This is a genomic window from Xanthomonas sp. CFBP 8445, assembly GCF_025666235.1.
GTDB lineage: Bacteria > Pseudomonadota > Gammaproteobacteria > Xanthomonadales > Xanthomonadaceae > Xanthomonas_A > Xanthomonas_A indica.
On the sequence record NZ_CP102594.1, the window covers coordinates 2945857 to 2961723 of the forward strand.

The 15867-nt window shown below is 70.9% G+C and carries 14 protein-coding genes; 3 read left to right on the plus strand and 11 right to left on the minus strand.

What is annotated here, in order from left to right:
- Positions 1 to 341 precede the first annotated feature (341 nt).
- Positions 342 to 1298 carry a C40 family peptidase gene (locus NUG21_RS12570; protein WP_263391029.1) on the minus strand — a complete coding sequence of 319 codons (957 nt, stop codon included), beginning with the start codon at positions 1296 to 1298 and terminating at the stop codon, positions 342 to 344.
- Entirely contained in the window at positions 1295 to 2977 is a 1683-nt protein-coding gene (locus NUG21_RS12575) for a sensor domain-containing diguanylate cyclase (RefSeq protein WP_263391030.1), read from the minus strand. Before NUG21_RS12575 ends, NUG21_RS12570 begins: the two co-directional genes overlap by 4 nt.
- Positions 2978 to 3355: 378 nt before the next feature.
- Here NUG21_RS12575 and NUG21_RS12580 point away from each other — a divergent pair, with 378 nt between their 5' ends.
- A complete protein-coding gene (locus tag NUG21_RS12580; protein ID WP_263391031.1) occupies positions 3356 to 4537 on the plus strand; it encodes a putative acyl-CoA thioester hydrolase in 1182 nt (393 codons plus the stop codon).
- A gap of 28 nt (positions 4538 to 4565) precedes the next feature.
- Here NUG21_RS12580 and NUG21_RS12585 read toward each other — a convergent pair whose 3' ends face one another.
- The 6 genes from NUG21_RS12585 to efp form a co-directional block, all read right to left on the minus strand.
- A complete protein-coding gene (locus tag NUG21_RS12585; protein ID WP_160947310.1) occupies positions 4566 to 5270 on the minus strand; it encodes a squalene/phytoene synthase family protein in 705 nt (234 codons plus the stop codon).
- Between the two features lie 193 nt (positions 5271 to 5463).
- Complete coding sequence (locus NUG21_RS12590) at positions 5464 to 6168, minus strand: phosphoglycolate phosphatase (RefSeq protein WP_263391032.1); 705 nt, start codon at positions 6166 to 6168, stop codon at positions 5464 to 5466.
- Positions 6169 to 6214: 46 nt separating this feature from the next.
- Complete coding sequence (ubiG, locus tag NUG21_RS12595) at positions 6215 to 6934, minus strand: bifunctional 2-polyprenyl-6-hydroxyphenol methylase/3-demethylubiquinol 3-O-methyltransferase UbiG (RefSeq protein ID WP_160947308.1); 720 nt, start codon at positions 6932 to 6934, stop codon at positions 6215 to 6217.
- A gap of 53 nt (positions 6935 to 6987) precedes the next feature.
- On the minus strand, positions 6988 to 8322 hold the full coding sequence (locus NUG21_RS12600; protein ID WP_160947307.1) for a TRZ/ATZ family hydrolase: 1335 nt from the start codon (positions 8320 to 8322) through the stop codon (positions 6988 to 6990).
- Positions 8323 to 8347: 25 nt separating this feature from the next.
- A complete protein-coding gene (locus tag NUG21_RS12605) occupies positions 8348 to 9007 on the minus strand; it encodes a TMEM175 family protein (protein WP_263391033.1) in 660 nt (219 codons plus the stop codon).
- Positions 9008 to 9133: 126 nt separating this feature from the next.
- Positions 9134 to 9700, minus strand: coding sequence for an elongation factor P (efp, locus tag NUG21_RS12610; RefSeq protein ID WP_010343528.1), 567 nt, complete (start codon positions 9698 to 9700; stop codon positions 9134 to 9136).
- A 99-nt stretch (positions 9701 to 9799) separates the two neighbouring features.
- Between efp and epmB the strand changes: the two genes are divergently transcribed.
- The gene (epmB, locus tag NUG21_RS12615) at positions 9800 to 10837 is read left to right on the plus strand and encodes an EF-P beta-lysylation protein EpmB (protein WP_263391034.1); all 1038 of its coding nucleotides are present in this window, start codon (positions 9800 to 9802) and stop codon (positions 10835 to 10837) included.
- Between the two features lie 60 nt (positions 10838 to 10897).
- Here the strand turns inward: epmB and NUG21_RS12620 are convergent, their stop codons facing one another.
- The 3 genes from NUG21_RS12620 to NUG21_RS12630 all read right to left on the minus strand — a co-directional run bounded on the left by NUG21_RS12620 (position 10898) and on the right by NUG21_RS12630 (position 14853).
- Positions 10898 to 13042 carry a putative bifunctional diguanylate cyclase/phosphodiesterase gene (locus NUG21_RS12620; protein WP_263391035.1) on the minus strand — a complete coding sequence of 715 codons (2145 nt, stop codon included), beginning with the start codon at positions 13040 to 13042 and terminating at the stop codon, positions 10898 to 10900.
- A complete protein-coding gene (locus NUG21_RS12625) occupies positions 13039 to 13929 on the minus strand; it encodes a phosphate/phosphite/phosphonate ABC transporter substrate-binding protein (protein WP_263393076.1) in 891 nt (296 codons plus the stop codon). The genes NUG21_RS12620 and NUG21_RS12625 overlap by 4 nt, the downstream gene beginning before the upstream one ends.
- A 165-nt stretch (positions 13930 to 14094) precedes the next feature.
- Positions 14095 to 14853: an RNA methyltransferase gene (locus NUG21_RS12630; protein ID WP_263391036.1), complete on the minus strand. Its 759-nt coding sequence runs from the start codon at positions 14851 to 14853 to the stop codon at positions 14095 to 14097.
- 118 nt (positions 14854 to 14971) lie between these two features.
- On the opposite strand from NUG21_RS12630, the gene NUG21_RS12635 reads away from it, so the two are divergent.
- Complete coding sequence (locus NUG21_RS12635; RefSeq protein ID WP_242081165.1) at positions 14972 to 15799, plus strand: inositol monophosphatase family protein; 828 nt, start codon at positions 14972 to 14974, stop codon at positions 15797 to 15799.
- Positions 15800 to 15867: the final 68 nt, after the last annotated feature.

Consider the following 15867-nt stretch of genomic DNA (forward strand, 5'->3'; position numbering starts at 1 on the left):
GTCCTGAAGTCGCTTCGACATCGCAACGCTGCGCGGCATCCACGTCGTGCAGCGGCTGGGACGTCGGATCTCGGTGCAGGAACGCAAGCGGCGGAGGCTAGGCGCGCCGGCGCTTGCTCGAATGGCGGCGCGCGGCACGGGCGGTTTGGCGCGAAGCCGTACCCTCACCCCACCCCCTGTCCCGGAGGGAGAGGGACTTGCTGCCGTTCCTTCTCCCGTCGGGACCACGACCATCTTTCTGCCGTTCGGACCATGGCCCCTTTGTAGGGGAAGGTGCCCCGAACGGGCGGATGAGGGGACGGGCGCAGCCTCATGCAATGCGCTGGCGCGCAGCCTTTCCGCTACGCAGCCGTGACCACCTCCAGCAGCCGCCCCAGCACCACGTGCGACGGGCTGTTGGCCAGGTCCAGCGGCATCACCAGCTTGGGATTGGGATGCGGCAAGGGCGTTCCCGGTGCCTCTTCGCCGGCTTCTTGCAGCAGCGTGCCGTTGTCGTCCACCTGATTGGTGACCGGCGGCAGCGGCGGCAGACCCAGCCCGGCACGGACCGCGTTGGCGCGGCTGAGCAGTTCGTCGTCGGCGACCGTGGTCAGCGCCGAGGCGGCCAGGCTGGCCGGGGCGCCCTCCACCGCTGCCAGGCGCTGCGCCACGTCGGCCAGGGCCTGCTGCCGATGCGGATGCAGCAGCTGCCACACTTCTTCCCACAGCGCCTTCCAGTCCAGCTGCGGGAACGGCATGTGGGTCGGCCCGCTCAGCACGATCTGCGGCGCCAGTCGGCCCGGCGGCGTCACGTCGCATTCGGCCAGCACGCGGTACACCACCTCGCTGCACACCATGTGCGACGGGTTGTCGCGCACCAGGTAATCCAGCGCCTCGCGCACCACGATCCGCGCCAGCCAATGCTGCGGCCATTTGCCGCGAATGGCGACCAGCAGGCCGAGCGTGGCCAGGCTGTCCAGCGGGTACGGCACGCCCAGCAGCGACTGCGCCTTGGCCAGCACGCTGGCGCGATCGGCGTCGTCCAGCGCCACGCCGGCATAGCTGAGCGGCCGGTAGGCATCGATGATCAGGTAATCGGTGGTGTCGGTCAGCCGCTGCGACAGCGGATAGCGGCGCACGCCGCTGGCCGCCGCCTCGATCAGGTCGCCCTGATCGGCGACGATGGCGGCATGGCTGTAGATGCTGTCGCCGCACCAGGCGATCAGTTCGGACACCGGGCCGCAGCCCAGTTGCAGCAGGATGTCGCCGACCTGCAACTGATCGGGAGCGAACGCGGGCAAAGCGGGCTGTGCAGTCATGGCTGAGGCTCCTGGTGGGTGGCGCGGTGGGGGGTGGACACGCTAACGCGGTTGCGGCCGGCGGCCTTGCTGGCGTACAGCGCGGCATCGGCCCGCTGCAACAGCGTCGCGACGCTCTCGCCGCGCTGCCATTGCGCCACGCCGACGCTCAGCGTGCATGACAGCGCCTGGCCTTCGCGCGGCAACGGCTGCGCGGCCACGTGCTGGCGGATGTCCTCGGCCACGCGGCGCGCGGCCTCCAGGGTGGCGCCGGGCATCAGCAGCAGCATTTCGTCGCCGCCCTGGCGGCCGAGCGTGTCGGTGCTGCGCAGGCGCGCCCGCGCGCAGGCGGCGACCCAGCGCAGGCAGGCATCGCCGCTGGCGTGGCCATGGATGTCGTTGATGCGCTTGAAATGGTCGATGTCGATGTAGGCCAGCGCCAACGGCCGCTCGCTGCGCGCGGCCTCCTGCAGCGCGTCGGCCAGGCGCTGCTGCAGGGCGGCACGGGTAAGGATGCCGGTGAGCTCGTCCACCGTCGCCATGCGGCTGGCACGGTCGCGGTCGCGGCGCAGCTCCAGGATCTGCTCGGCCAGGCCGAAGGTCACCAGCAGGCAGGAGATCGCCAGGGCCAGGCTGATGCCGTGCGCCAGCACCGGCGCGGCCAGATCCAGGCGCAGCCAGCCGGTCAGCTCCAGGCAGCGCAGCACGCACAGCATCCACAGCGGGGTCCACGAGGCCAGCAGCGGCCAGGCGTAGCGCTGCCCGCGCAAGGCCAGCAGCAGGCAACACGGCAGCAGCAGCGCTGCACCGACGATCAGCCCGAGGTTGCCGAGCAGGCTCAGCACTGCCGCGTCCGACAGCAGGCAGGCGATGGCGATGACCAGCAGGTACAGCGCGCACAGCCGCAGCACCCGGTCCAGCCGCGGCAGTTGCCGCTGCATCTCCAGCTGCCGGCGCTGGAAGGTGATGATGAAGAAGCCGCCGAGCGCGGCGACGATGCGCATCGGCGTCGGCGAGAACGCGAACACACTGGCCAGGCCGGGCACCGCGCGCGCCTCGCCGCCCAGGCCGAGCAGGTACAGCAGCACGCACATCACGTTGGCGGTGAAGTAGCCGTAGATCGACTCGCGCAGGCGCGCCCACAACGCGATCGCCAGGATCGCCAGCACCGCGGTCGAGCCGAGGATGAAGGCGCGCCAGCCGACGTAGTGCAGGTCCTCGCGCTGCACCTGCGCCAGCGGCACGATGCCCACCGGCATCGGCATCGCCGCCGGCGCATGCACCCGCAGCCAGATCGAGGCGCCGCGCGGCAGCCCCTGCGGCAAGTCGATCACCAGGGCGCGGGTGGAGTAGCGCAGGTCGGCGTCGGCACCGTAGATCGCGCGCCGGATCGGCGCGGCGCGTCCCGGCACCCAGGCCTCGACCCGGGTCAGGTACGGCGACTGCAGCACCAGTTGCGGTTGGCCTTCGCTGCCGATCGCGCGGTCGGCGCGGATGCGCCACCAAGTGGGCTGCTTGCTGCGCTCGTACAGGGTCGCGCCATGGCCGGCATCGGCAAACGCGGCATCGTGGCGCCCCGCCACCACCTCCTGCGCCGGCGGGTCGGCGGCCAGCCGTTGCAGCAACACTTCCTGCCCCAGCGCCGACCCGACCATCCCCAGGCACAGCAACAGGCAGCACCAACGGCACAGGCGCTTCAATCGACGGGTTCCAAGTGGGATGGGCGTCGAGCGTAGCGCAAGCCGCGACCACGTTCGTATCCAATTCACATCCCCATCACACGAGCCGCCACACCGGCCTGCACGCGCAGATCCATGCCGCAGTGCCGCGAGGGGCCGGCGATCGATGCAGCCCGAAGGCGCGTTCAACGCCCGCTCTCCTGGCGATCGGCGCCATCGCGCATCGGCGAACGTGATGGAGACGGCATAACCGGTCGCTGGCTGCGGCATCGGCCGGACGCGATAGGCAAAGGCCCCTACCATCGCCGGTCCGCTGACGACGCCGACTCACGCGACCGGATGACACCGGTATCATTCCGAGCGCCGCCGCGGGCCCTTATCCTTGAGCGGAGGCGTTCCATGACCGTATCGCGCTGGTTGCTGCTTTCCTCCACCCTCGCCCTGGCGGCGGGGGTCGTCACCGATGCCCCGGCGCTGACCGGGACCGCGTCGCGCCCGCAACTGACCAGCAGCGAGGCGGCCAACCAGACCGTCGCCCGCCACCTGGCCCAGGCCGGCCCGATCGGCGCGCTGGTCACCGACAACTGGGATCCGAGCGCCGGGGTCGCGCTGCTGCAGGCCGACTACGCGGTGGCAGCCGACGGCAGCACCCGCTACCGCACCGTGCAGGCCGCGGTGGACGCCGCAGTCGCCGCCGGCGGCAGCATGCGCCGCTACATCAGCGTGGCGCCGGGCACCTACACCGAAGTGGTCTGCGTCCCCGCCGCGGCGCCGCCGCTCACCCTGTTCGGCCTCGGCGGCAGCCCGGCCAGCACCACGATCCGCTTCGGCAACGCCAACCCCACGCCCAAGCCCATCGGCAGCGCCACCCACCCCTGCGCCAGCAACGCCGCCAGCAGCACCGTCGGCACCTCCGACAGCGGCACCGTCACCGTACGCGCCGCGCAGTTCCAGGCGCGCAACCTGGCGATCGTCAACAGCTACGTCGAAGGCACCTACAGCGGCAGCAACCAGTCGGCGGTGGCGCTGGCGTTGCGCGGCGACAAGGCGGTGATTGAGAACGTGGTGCTGACCGGCAACCAGGACACCCTGCTGGTCAGCGCCGGCAGCGCCAACACGGTGATCCGCGCCTATTTCAAGGGCGGCACCATCGAGGGCGATACCGACTTCATCTTCGGCTCGGGCGTGGCGGTGTTCGCCGGCAGCACCATCCGCTACACCGCCGCGCGCCGTGGCGCCAACGATGGCGGCGTGATCTTCGCACCCAGCACCCGGCCGGGCAGCAGCTACGGCTTCCTCGCCGTCGGCAGCAGCTTCGATGCGGTCGGCACCCCAGGCAGCGGCACGGTGTGGCTGGGGCGGGCCTGGGACGAGAGCGTGGGCAGCCTGTCCAACTACGTCGACGGCACCTCGCCCAACGGCAAGGTGGTGATCCGCGAGTCGGCGCTGGGCGGCCACATCCGCAAGAACGCGCCGTGGAACGCCTCGACCATCGGCCGGCCGTACTGCAGCAGCAACTGCAGCACCTCGGCCAATCGCTTCTACGAGTACGCCAACAGCGGCGCCGGCAGCGCGCCCTGAGGCAAGGGAGCGGCGCGGGTTGGCGGCCTCAGCCCAGCCCGGCCCACCAGGCGCGCCACAGCGTCGCCATCTGTCCCGCTGGCTTGGGCGCGGTGGCCGCCTGCTGCGCGGTGCGCGCACGCGCCAGCGCCGACAGGATGCGTCGCGGGCGCGGCCCGCGCACGCGGCGCGGCCACTGCTGCAGCAACGCCTGCGCCCAGCGCTGGCGCTGCTGCGCTTCATCGCCGCCGCGCAGCGCCAGCGGCGCAGTGGCGGCGCCGCCCTCGGCCAGACGCTGCGCCAGCACCTGCAGCGCGACCGGCACCGCGACGCCCTCGGCCGGGGCCTCGAACAGCGCCCGCTCGACCGCAGCCACCGCCCGCGCGAACGGCTCCAGCCGCTCCAGCGCATGCGCCGTGTCGGCCGCGGCCGCGCGCGACTCCGGCAGGCTCGGCAAGGCCTCGGCCAGTTGTGTCCACGGCGCAGCGACCGGTTCCAGCACCCGGCCCAGCGGATGCCGCGAACGCTGCCCGGCCCAGCTGCGCAGTTCCTCGCCCCACCAGGCCAGCTTGGCGTCGGCCGGCAGCGGATCGCCGGCGATGTTGAGGATGTCGTCGAATTCCTGCAGCAGGGCGAACCATGCCACGGTGCGGGCGCGCTGCGGCGCCGGCACGAAGGCCTCGGCCACGGCCCATTCCGGCCAGCGGCGGCGCCATTTGTCGAGGAAGGCATCCAGGGCGGACGAACTGCTCATGCGATCGGTGAATCCGGAGTCGGGCGCGCGCAACGACAGCGTCGCGCAACGGGAAAGTGAGCGCGTTGTCGCGCGGAACGCGCAGTTTACGTGCGTGGCCGGTGGATGCCGAGCGGTGGCGGCGTGCATGCGGCGACACAGCGATCGCGACATCAACGCGGCGGCGTCGCCAACGCGGCGACAGCGCCCGGCCTCAGGGAGCGGCTGCGCTCACCGGCCAGGCCGCAGCGTCGTACAACTCGGCCGGCGCGGCGACCATCGCATCGGCGCGCCAGGCCAGCGGGTCGTCCTCGTCCAGCCGGTAGCCCCACAGCACCGCGACCGAGGCCATGCCGGCGGCGCGCGCGGCAAGGATGTCGCGTTCGTCGTCGCCGACGTAGACCACCTCATGCGGCGCCACGCCCAGGCGCTGCGCCGCGACCTGCAGCGGCAACGGATGCGGCTTGCGCTCGGGCAGCGTGTCGCCGCCGATCAGCACCGCGCAGCGCTGCTCCCACTGCAGCTGCGGCAGGATCAACCGTGCCAGTGCTTCGGGCTTGTTGGTGACGATGCCCCATACGCTGCCCGCAGCCTCCAGCCGCTGCAGCAGCTCGGCGATGCCGTCGAACGGCTGCGAATGGCGCCCGATCAGCGCCTCGTAGTGGCGCAGGAACGCCGGAATCAGCGCATCGCGCTCGGCCGCTGACAGGTCCGGAAACGCGACCCCGAGCATAGCCCGCGAGCCCTTGGACACCACCGGCCGCAACTGCGCCAGGTCGAGCGCAGAGCGGCCATGCTCGGCCAGCACCGCATTGGCCGCGGCCAGCAGATCCGGCGCACTGTCCAGCAGCGTGCCATCCAGATCAAACAGCACCACCCGCGGGTAGCGCGCCCGGGTATCGCCCGCCGTGGACGTCACGCGCGCACGGAGCCGGCGTTGCCCATCCCGAATCCCGACTCCCGAATCACGGCTTCCCCGCACATGCCAGGTAATTGACCTCGGTCCGCGAGGACAGCCGTGCGCGGTTGCGCCACGGCTCGTAGGCCAGGCCGCTGACGTCGCGCAGCTGCAGCTCGGCCTGGCGCAACCAGGCGGCCAGTTCCGCCGGCTTGATGAAATCCTGGTAGCGGTGGGTGCCGGTGGGCAACAGCCGCGCCACGTACTCGGCACCGACGATGGCCAGGGCGAACGCGGCCGGGGTGCGGTTGAGGGTGGACAGGAACAGCTGTCCGCCCGGCTTGAGCAGGGTCGCGCAAGCGCGCACGATCGCCGCCGGATCGGGCACGTGCTCGAGCATCTCCATGCAGGTGATCGCATCGAAGCTGGCCGGCTGCGCCGCCGCCAGGTCCTCCACCGACTGCACGCGGTAATCCACCTCGACCCCGGATTCGAACTGGTGCAGGCGCGCGACCTTGATCAGTTCCGGCGACAGGTCGATGGCGGTGACCTGCGCGCCCTCCTTGGCCAGCGCCTCGCTGAGCAGGCCGCCGCCGCAGCCCACGTCCAGCACCGTCGCACCGCGCAGCGGCAGGCGCTCGGCGACGTAGCGCAGGCGCACCGGGTTGAGCGCGTGCAGCGGCTTCTGCGGGCCGTCGGCATCCCACCAGCGGGTGGCCAGGGCGCCGAACTTGTCCAGTTCGGCCTGATCGAAATTGGCGGAGGCGTTGGCGGCGGAAGCGGTCATGGCGGACTCTCGTTGGGGCCGCGCTCGCGGCGCGGCACGGCGAACATAGGGGATCAGGCGTGGACGCTGCGGATACGTTCGCGCCACTGCCGGGCATTGGCGACCAGCGCGTCGACGTCCATGTCCACCAGCACGCGCTGGCTCAGCTTGGGCTGGCCGGCGATCCACACGTCGCTGACCTGCTGCCGGCCGGTGGCGTACACCAGCTGCGACAGCACGTTGTGCAGCGGCTGGGTCTCCAGCGCCGACAGGTCCACGCAGATCAGGTCGGCCTGCTTGCCCGGCTCGATCGAGCCGATCGTCTCGCCGAAGCCCAGCGCGCGCGCGCCGCCCAGGGTGGCCGCGCGCAGCGTGCTGGCCGCGTCCAGCGCGGTGGCGTCGTTGGCCACGGCCTTGGCCAGGATCGCCGCGGTGCGGTTCTCGCTGAACATGTCCAGATCGTTGTTGCTGGCGCAGCCGTCGGTGCCGATCGCCAGGTTCACGCCCGCACGCTGCAGTGCGCAGGCCGGGCAGAACCCGGAGGCGAGCTTGAGGTTGGATTCGGGGCAATGCACCACGCTGACCCCGCGCTCGGCGCACAGGTGGATCTCCGCATCGGTGAGCTGGGTCATGTGCACCGCGATCAGGCGGTCGTTGACCAGGCCCAGCCGGTCCAGCCGCGCCAGCGGGCGTTGCCCGTACTGCTTGAGCGAGTCGGCGATTTCCTGCGCGGTCTCGTGGGTGTGCAGGTGCACCGGCACCTCGAGCTGGTCGGACAGCATCCGTACCCGCTCGAAGTTGGCATCGTTGACCGTGTACGGCGCATGCGGGGCGAAGGCGATGCCGACCAGCGGATCGTCGCGCCACTGGTCGTGCACCTCGCAGGCGCGGGCGAAGTATTCGTCGGAGGTCTTGGCCCAGGCGGTCGGGAAATCGATGATCACCGTGCCGACCCGCGCGCGAAAGCCGTGCTGCTTGTACACCGCGGCCTGCACGTCGGCGAAGAAGTAGTTCTCGTTGGCGCAGGTGGTGCCGCCGCGCAGCATCTCGGCGATGGCCAAGGCGGTGCCGTCGGCGACGAACTCCGGGCCGATCACCGCGGTCTCCACCGGCCAGATGTGCTGCTGCAGCCACACCATCAGCGGCAGGTCGTCGGCGATGCCGCGCAGCAGGGTCATCGGGTTGTGCGTGTGCGCGTTGACCAGGCCCGGCAGCAGCGCCGCGTCCGGGCGCGAGACGGTGCGTGCAGCGGCGAAGCGCGCGCGCGCCTCGGCCGTCGGCAGCACCGCCACGATCTCGCTGCCGCGCACCGCCACCGCGTGGTCTTCGAGCACCACCGCATGCGGTTCGATCGGGACCACGTAGCCGGCTTCGATCAGCAGGTCGCAGGATTCGGGAATGGAGGTCATCGCAGGGACTCTGGAAAAGGAAGGATCACGGTGCCGGTGCCGCCTGGGCCTGGCGGATGCGCCGCTGGTACACGCGCATCGCCCCCCACTGCAGCAGGAAGATCGCCAGGAAGCCGACGCGGCCCAGCCAGGGCGCGACCATGCCCACGGGGATGCACAACGCGAACACCACCGGCGACACCGCCGCGCGCAGCTTCATCGCCTGCGCCTGCAGCGGCCCCAGCCGCTGCGCCAGGCCCTCCTTGCGCACCGCATAGGCATGCAGCCAGTACCCGGCCAGGCCGATCGCGGCCAGATGCGCGCAGTACACCGAGAAGGCCTCGTGGCTGCCGAAATAGTCCGAATACAGCGCGGTGGAGAACGGCAGCAGGCCGATCAGCAGCAGCTGCAGCACGTTGAGCCAGATCAGCCGGTCGTCGAACTGGCGGATGTGGCGGCACAGCTGCAGGTGCGACTTCCAGAACAGCGCGGTGACCAGGAAGCTGACCGCGAAGCCGATGAACAGCGGCAGCATCCGGTGCAGGGCGGAGAGGATGCCGCCGGCGGCCTCGACCTCGGCGTGTCCCGGCACCTTGATTTCCACCGCCAGCAAGGTGATGGCGATGGCGAAGACCGCATCGCTGAAGAACACGACCCGATCGTGCGGGTACTTGCTGTCGGCGCTGTCGGCGTGGCTGGGGGTCACGGGGGTTCCTTGGGAGCGAGGTGGTTCTTCACCGCCGCGCGGCGCTCCGGCGCATGGCGCTGCCTCGCCGCCGCACGCCAGCGCGTGCGCATGCCCGCGGCCGGCGGCGGCCGCGGGCACGTCGCCTTACTTGACGCGCGAGACGTATTCGCCCGAACGCGTATCGACGCGGATCACTTCCTCCTGGCCGACGAACAGCGGCACGCGCACCACCGCGCCGGTCTCCAGGGTCGCCGGCTTGCCGCCGCCACCGGAGGTATCGCCGCGCACGCCCGGGTCGGTCTCGACGATCTTCAGTTCGACGAAGTTCGGCGGGGTGACCTGGATCGGCGTGCCGTTCCACAGCGTGACCACGCAATCTTCCTCGCCCTTGATCCACTTGGCGGCGTCGCCGACGCCGGCCTTGTCGGCCTGCACCTGCTCGAAGGTTTCCTGCTGCATGAAGTGCCAGTACTCGCCGTCGCTGTACAGGTACTGCATGTCGGTGTCGACCACGTCGGCCGCTTCCACGCTGTCGGTCGCCTTCATGGTCATTTCGACCACGCGCCCGGACTTGATGAAACGGTACTTGACGCGGGTGAACGCCTGGCCCTTGCCGGGCTTGACGTATTCGGTATCGGTGATGATCGCAGGCTCGCTGTTGACCAGGATCTTCATCCCGTTCTTGACGTCGTTCATGCCGTAGCTGGCCATCTGAAACTCCTCGGGTAAGGCAAACCCGCCGCGTTCGGCGGCCGGCCGGATAGAATGGAAGCTCCGCCGCAACGGCGGGCGCTCGTGTGATGACCGCCTATGATAACCGCAGCCCCCCGCCCGATGCAGCCGTCCCCGCCCCTGCCCACCGCCGCGCCGCCGCGCTGGCAGCAGGCCTGGCGCGACGCCGTGCGCGATCCGCGCGAGCTGCTGGCCCTGCTGGACCTGGATCCGCAGGCGCTGGGCGTCTCCGAACAGGCTGCGACACAGTTCGCGCTGCGCGTGCCGCGCAGCTTCGTCGCGCGCATGCGCCCGGGCGATCCGCACGATCCCCTGCTGCGCCAGGTCCTGCCGATCGACGACGAGCAGCGCCGGGTCGCCGGCTTCTCGCTGGATGCGGTCGGCGACACGGCGGCCAAGAAAGCCGACGGGGTGATCCACAAGTACCGCGGCCGCGCCCTGCTGGTGGCCACCGGCAGCTGCGCGGTGCACTGCCGCTACTGCTTCCGCCGGCATTTCCCGTATGCCGACGAGACCGCTGCGCGCGACGGCTGGCGCACGGCGGTGGCGGCGATCGCCGCCGATCCCAGCATCGAGGAAGTGATCCTGTCCGGCGGCGATCCGCTGTCGCTGGCCACGCCGAAACTGGCCGAACTGACCGAGGCGCTGGCGACGCTGCCGCAGCTCAAGCGCCTGCGCATCCACAGCCGCCTGCCGGTGGTGCTGCCCGAACGCGTCGACGCGCCGCTGCTGGCCTGGCTGCGTGCGCTGCCGTGGCCGCTGGCGTTCGTGATCCACGCCAACCACGCCAACGAATTCGATGCCGGCGTCGATGCCGCGCTGGCGCGCCTGCGCGAGGCCGGCGCGCAGCTGCTCAACCAGGCGGTGCTGCTGCGCGGGGTCAACGACAGCGTGGAGGCACTGGCCGCGCTGAGCGAGCGCAGCTTCGCCGCCGGCGCGCTGCCCTACTACCTGCACCAGCTGGACCGGGTGCAGGGCGTGGCCCATTTCGAAGTGGACGACGCCACCGCACTGGCGCTGCACCAGGCGCTGGCCGCGCGCCTGTCCGGCTACCTGGTGCCGAAGCTGGTACGCGAGATCGCCGGCGACACCGGCAAGCGCCCGCTGCTGCCCTGACCCGCGTGACGACGGTTGCCGCGCGCGCGGCGGCCGCAGGCCGCGGTGCCGCGGCAGCACTCAGGCATCGGCCGGCGGCGCGTCCTCGCTGGCCAGCAACTGGCGGAATTCCTCCGCGCTGAGCGGGCGGCTGAGCCAGAAGCCCTGCCCCAATTCGCAGCCGCGCTCGCGCAACAGCTCGAACTGCGCCTCCTGCTCGATGCCCTCGGCGACCACGGTGATGTCCAGCGAATGCGCCATGGCGATGATCGCGGTGGTCAGCGCCAGGTCGTCCGGATCGCGCTGCAGGTCGGCGACGAAGCTCTTGTCGATCTTGACCCCGTCCACCGGGACCTGGCGCAGGTGGCTCAGGCCGGAGAAGCCGGTGCCGAAGTCGTCCAGCCAGACCTTGACCCCGGTGCGGTGCAGCCGCGCCAGCATGCTCGCCGCCTGCAGCTCGTCGCCGATCACCGCGGTCTCGGTCAGCTCCAGGTGCAACTGCGCCGCGGGCAAGCCGGAGTCGCGCAGGCAGTCGGCCACCAGTTCGGGCAGGTCGCCGCTGCGCAACTGCCGCGGCGAGACGTTGACCGAGACGAACAGGTCGCGGCTGCCGTCGGTACGCCGCCACTGGGTGGCCTCGCTGCAGGCCGCGCGCAGCACCTTGGGACCGATGGTTTCGATCAGCCCGCTCTGCTCGGCCACGTCGATGAACACCGTCGGCGAGATCGTGCCCATCGCCGGATGCTGCCAGCGCAGCAGCACCTCCACGCCGACCATGCGCCGGTCCTGGGTGCGGAAGATCGGCTGGTAGACCAGCTTGAGTTCGTCGCGTTCCCAAGCGCCGCGCAGTTCGTGCTCCATGTGCACGCGCCGCTCCACCGCATAGTCCATCGCGCGGCTGTAGAAACGGTGGCAGTTCTTGCCGGCCAGCTTGGCCTGGTACATGGCGATGTCGCCGTTCTTCAGCAGCGCCGAGGCGTCCTCGGCATCGCCCGGGTAGACGGTGATGCCGATCGAGGTGCCCATGAACACCTCGCGACCCTGGATCCGCAGCGGTTCGCGCAGTTCCTGCACCAGCCGCTGCGCCAGCGCGGTGGCGACCTTGGCCGCCTGCGCATCCTCCACCAGGATCACGAACTCGTCGCCGCCGAAGCGCGCCAGCAGCGCGTCGTCGCCGCCCAGTTGCTCCACCGCCAGCTGGATGCGCCGCGCGAACTGCAGCAGCGCTTCGTCGCCGGCCTCGTGGCCCAGGGTGTCGTTGATCCGCTTGAAATCGTCGATGTCGGCGAACAGCAGCGCCAGCCGGCGTTGCGAGGCGCGCGCCGACAGCATGCGGTGGTCCAGCGCCTCGCGGAACGCGAGCCGGTTGGTCAGCCCGGTCAACGCATCGGTATAGGCCATGTGCCGTACGTCGCGGTCGTGCCGGGCGATCGCCTCGCTCATGCGCCCGAACGCGCGCAGCAATTCGCTGACCTCGTCGTGGCGGCCGCTGTCGCGGCGCTCCACCGCGTAGTTGCCGGCCTCGATCTGGCGCGCCGCCGCCGCCATCCAGCGCAACGGCGCCACCAGCGTGCGCTGCACGTACACCGTCACCATCGCCGCGGTCAGGCCCAGGGCGGCCAGCAACAGCAGCAGCCAGCCGAGGTGGCGCTTGCCCAGCGCGCCCAGGCGCTGGTCCAGGTTCTGCCCGGCCTTGCGCTCGTACTCCTGCGCCCGCGCCCAGGACATGCCCACCCGCACCCCGCCCACGCGCTGGTCGCCGATCATGATCGGCATCGACACGTCGAGGAACTCCGGCGACTCCTGCGCCAGCAGGCCCTTGGCGCGGATCGCGGCGTCGGCCATCGGCCCGCGCATGCGCTGGCCGTAGCCGAGCAGGTCCTCGCTGCCGTCGTGGATCAGCCGCCCGTCGGCGTCGTAGACCAGCACATAGGCCACCGCGACGTAACCGAGCGCGCCGCGCACCTGGGTGCCGATCGCGTCCAGGTCGGAGTAGTACACCGGGTTGGCCAGCGAGTCCGACAGTTGCCGCGCCAGCGACTCGCCGCGGGTGCGCATGCTGCTGTCGAACAGGTCGTGGATGGCATTGCCGCTGAGCGTGCGCACCTCGTGCTGCATCGCCGCCTGGCGCTCCAGCAGCAGGGCCAGGATCGCCATCACCAGCAGCGCAGCCACGCCCATGGCCAGCAGGAACCTGGCCTGCAACCCGAAACGCATCGTCTTCATTCCACTTCCAGCCTCACCCGCGCCACACCGGCACGCAGCGTGTCCAGGCGTTTCTGCGACGCCGGATCGATCGGGTAGAAACCGGAGGTCCCGAAGAACTGGCGCAGCGCGGCGCGTCCCTGCGGGTCGTCGGCGGCGTGCAGCAGGACCTCGCGCAGGCGCGCCTCCACCTCGGTCGGCAGGTCGCTGCGGACCATTTCGATCGCACGCGGATACGGCTCGCTGCGGTAGATCACCCGGAAGTCGCGACGGAACGCCGGCGGAATGCGGCGGTCGTCGTCCCAGTCGAGATTGCTGAACGCCCCGGCATCCACCAGGTGCTTGTGCACGAAGGCGGCGATGTTGAGTTCCGAGCGCGCGAACACGTAGCCGACCGTCTCCGCCGAGGGCTGGTCCTTGGTCGAGAGCAGGATCTCCGGGTGCAGGCCGTGCTCGAACAGGGTCATCATCGGCACCATATAGGCGCTGGTGGACAGCGCGCTCTGCAGGGCCAGCGTGCGTCCCTTCAGGTCCGCCAGGTCATGCACGGGCCCGTCGCGGCGCACGAAGAACACGGTGTGGTACTGGCGTACGCCGTTGCGCTCGGTCAGCAGCAGCGGCTTGGCGCCGCCGCGCTGCTCCAGCGCCATCGCCGTGGCGGCGGTCTCGGTGACCCAGTCGATGCGGCCACGGCGCAGGTAGCTGCTCATCTGCTGGCTGTCGCGGGCCATCAGGATCTGCCCGGAGGTGATGCCGACCTCGCGCATGCGCGGCACCACGTAGTCCAGCAGCGGCTTGAGTTGCTCGTAATGGGCCTTGGGGTTGTCGCTGATGCGCCCCAGCACCAGGACCGAGGGCCGCGCGTGCACGGACGCGGGCCAGCAGATCGCCAGCGCCAGCCACACCACGACCACCCGCCAACGCGAACTGGACAAACCACGATCCCCAAGTAGACCTTGCAAAGCCTAGCCGAAAGCGCATGCCGGTGACAGCGTCACAGAATGGCGCCTGCCGCGCGTGCGGCAGACCCAGGCGAACGCGCCGCGATGGGCGCCGTCGCGCCCTGCCCGGCCTCAGTGTCCGGACTGTCCGGCGAGCCGCGCCATGCGCTGCGCATCGGACAGCACGCCGCGCAGCAGGCGCACTTCCTGCTCGGTCAGCTCGGTGCGCAGGAACAGCCGGCGCAGTTTGCGCATCGCCGAGTCCGGGGCGCGCCCCTTGTGGAAGTCGATGTCGTCCAGGGTCTCGGCCAACTGCCCGAACAGCCCTTCCACCTGCGCATGGCTGGCCGGCGCCTCACGGAAGCCCGGGGCCGGCGCCGGCGCCGGGGCGGCGCCGCGCAGTTGCGCCAGGCGCAGTTCGTAGGCCAGCACCTGCACCGCCGCCGCCAGATTGAGCGAGCTGAATGCCGGATCGGAGGGAATGTGCACGGCCGCGTGGCACAGCTGCAGTTCCTCGTTGGTCAGGCCGGTGCGCTCGCGTCCGAACACCAGCGCCACTTCCGCCGGCTCGGCGCTGACCGCGCTCAGCCGCTGCGCGGCATCGGCCGGCAGTAATTCCTCCAGCGACACGCGGCGGCTGCGCGCGGTGCAGCCCAGCACCAGCCGGCAATCGGCCACCGCGTCGGCCAGCGCCGGCAGCACCGGCGCCTGCCGCAGCAGGTCCTCGGCCCCGGCAGAACGCCGGTAGGCCTCGGTGTCCAGTTCGCACTCCGGCGCCACCAGCACCAGCCGCGACAGGCCCATGGTCTTCATCGCGCGCGCCGCCGCACCGATGTTGCCGGGATGCTGGGTCCCGACCAGGACGAAGCGGATACGCAGGGAATCGGTCATGGCGGCACGGCAGACGAAGCGAACGGGGGTGTAGATGGTAAACTGCGCGGCCGGCCTTGGCGCCGGACTGCTCTTTTCCTCCTCCAGACCCACCTCCGCCTTTTCGGGAGCGCTTGCCATGCAAAAACCCGCCGTCACCGTCATGGTCAAGGCCGCCCGCCTCGCCGGCAACGTCCTGTTGCGCCACATCAACCGCCTGGAAGCGCTGAACGTGGTGCAGAAGGACCGCATGGACTACGCCAGCGAAGTCGATGCCGATGCCGAGAAGGTGATCGTCAAGGAGCTGCGCCGCGCCTATCCCGATTACGGCGTGATGGGCGAGGAAAGCGGCGTGCAGGGCGGTGGCCGCTACATGTGGGTGATCGATCCGCTCGACGGCACCAGCAACTACCTGCGCGGCTTCCCGCACTACTGCGTGTCGATCGCCCTGGTCGAGAACGGCGAGCCGGTCGACGCGGTGATCTTCGATCCGCTGCGCAACGAACTGTTCACCGCCAGCCGCGGCAACGGCGCCGTGCTCAACGATCGCCGCATCCGCGTCAGCGAGCGCAAGGAACTCAACGGCGCCATGGTCCACACCGGTTTCGCCCCGCGCGAGCGCAAGCGCGCCAGCCCGCAGCTGAAGTGCGTGGACGCGCTGCTGGTGCAGGCCGAGGACATCCGCCGCACCGGCTCGGCGGCGCTGGACCTGGCCTACGTCGCCTGCGGTCGCAGCGACGCCTACTTCGAAGCCGGGGTGAAGGCCTGGGACATCGCCGCCGGCGTGCTGCTGGTGCGCGAGGCCGGCGGCCGCGTCACCGACTTCAAGGGCGGCACCCTGGGCCGCATCGACGACCGCGGCCCGCCGCAGTTCCAGGTGGTCGCCGGCAACCTCAAGGTCGGCGATGCGCTGCAGAAGCTGATCGCCAACACCGGCTACGCCGGGGAGTTCGACGCGAAGTTCTGAGCGCGGGGCCGCACGGCGGCCCTAGCCACTGCCAGCGGCGCGCCAAGCCGGTGCGTTCGGCCCGCCGG

Excerpts from the sequence above, each read along its gene's own strand:
- NUG21_RS12620 (WP_263391035.1), bottom strand. The coding sequence starts at position 13,042 with ATGAAGACGATGCGTTTCGGGTTGCAGGCCAGGTTCCTGCTGGCCATG.
- efp (WP_010343528.1), bottom strand. The coding sequence starts at position 9,700 with ATGGCCAGCTACGGCATGAACGACGTCAAGAACGGGATGAAGATCCTG.
- NUG21_RS12600 (WP_160947307.1), bottom strand. The coding sequence starts at position 8,322 with ATGACCTCCATTCCCGAATCCTGCGACCTGCTGATCGAAGCCGGCTAC.
- NUG21_RS12580 (WP_263391031.1), top strand. The coding sequence starts at position 3,356 with ATGACCGTATCGCGCTGGTTGCTGCTTTCCTCCACCCTCGCCCTGGCG.
- NUG21_RS12585 (WP_160947310.1), bottom strand. The coding sequence starts at position 5,270 with ATGAGCAGTTCGTCCGCCCTGGATGCCTTCCTCGACAAATGGCGCCGC.
- NUG21_RS12630 (WP_263391036.1), bottom strand. The coding sequence starts at position 14,853 with ATGACCGATTCCCTGCGTATCCGCTTCGTCCTGGTCGGGACCCAGCAT.
- NUG21_RS12570 (WP_263391029.1), bottom strand. The coding sequence starts at position 1,298 with ATGACTGCACAGCCCGCTTTGCCCGCGTTCGCTCCCGATCAGTTGCAG.
- ubiG (WP_160947308.1), bottom strand. The coding sequence starts at position 6,934 with ATGACCGCTTCCGCCGCCAACGCCTCCGCCAATTTCGATCAGGCCGAA.
- epmB (WP_263391034.1), top strand. The coding sequence starts at position 9,800 with ATGATAACCGCAGCCCCCCGCCCGATGCAGCCGTCCCCGCCCCTGCCC.
- NUG21_RS12635 (WP_242081165.1), top strand. The coding sequence starts at position 14,972 with ATGCAAAAACCCGCCGTCACCGTCATGGTCAAGGCCGCCCGCCTCGCC.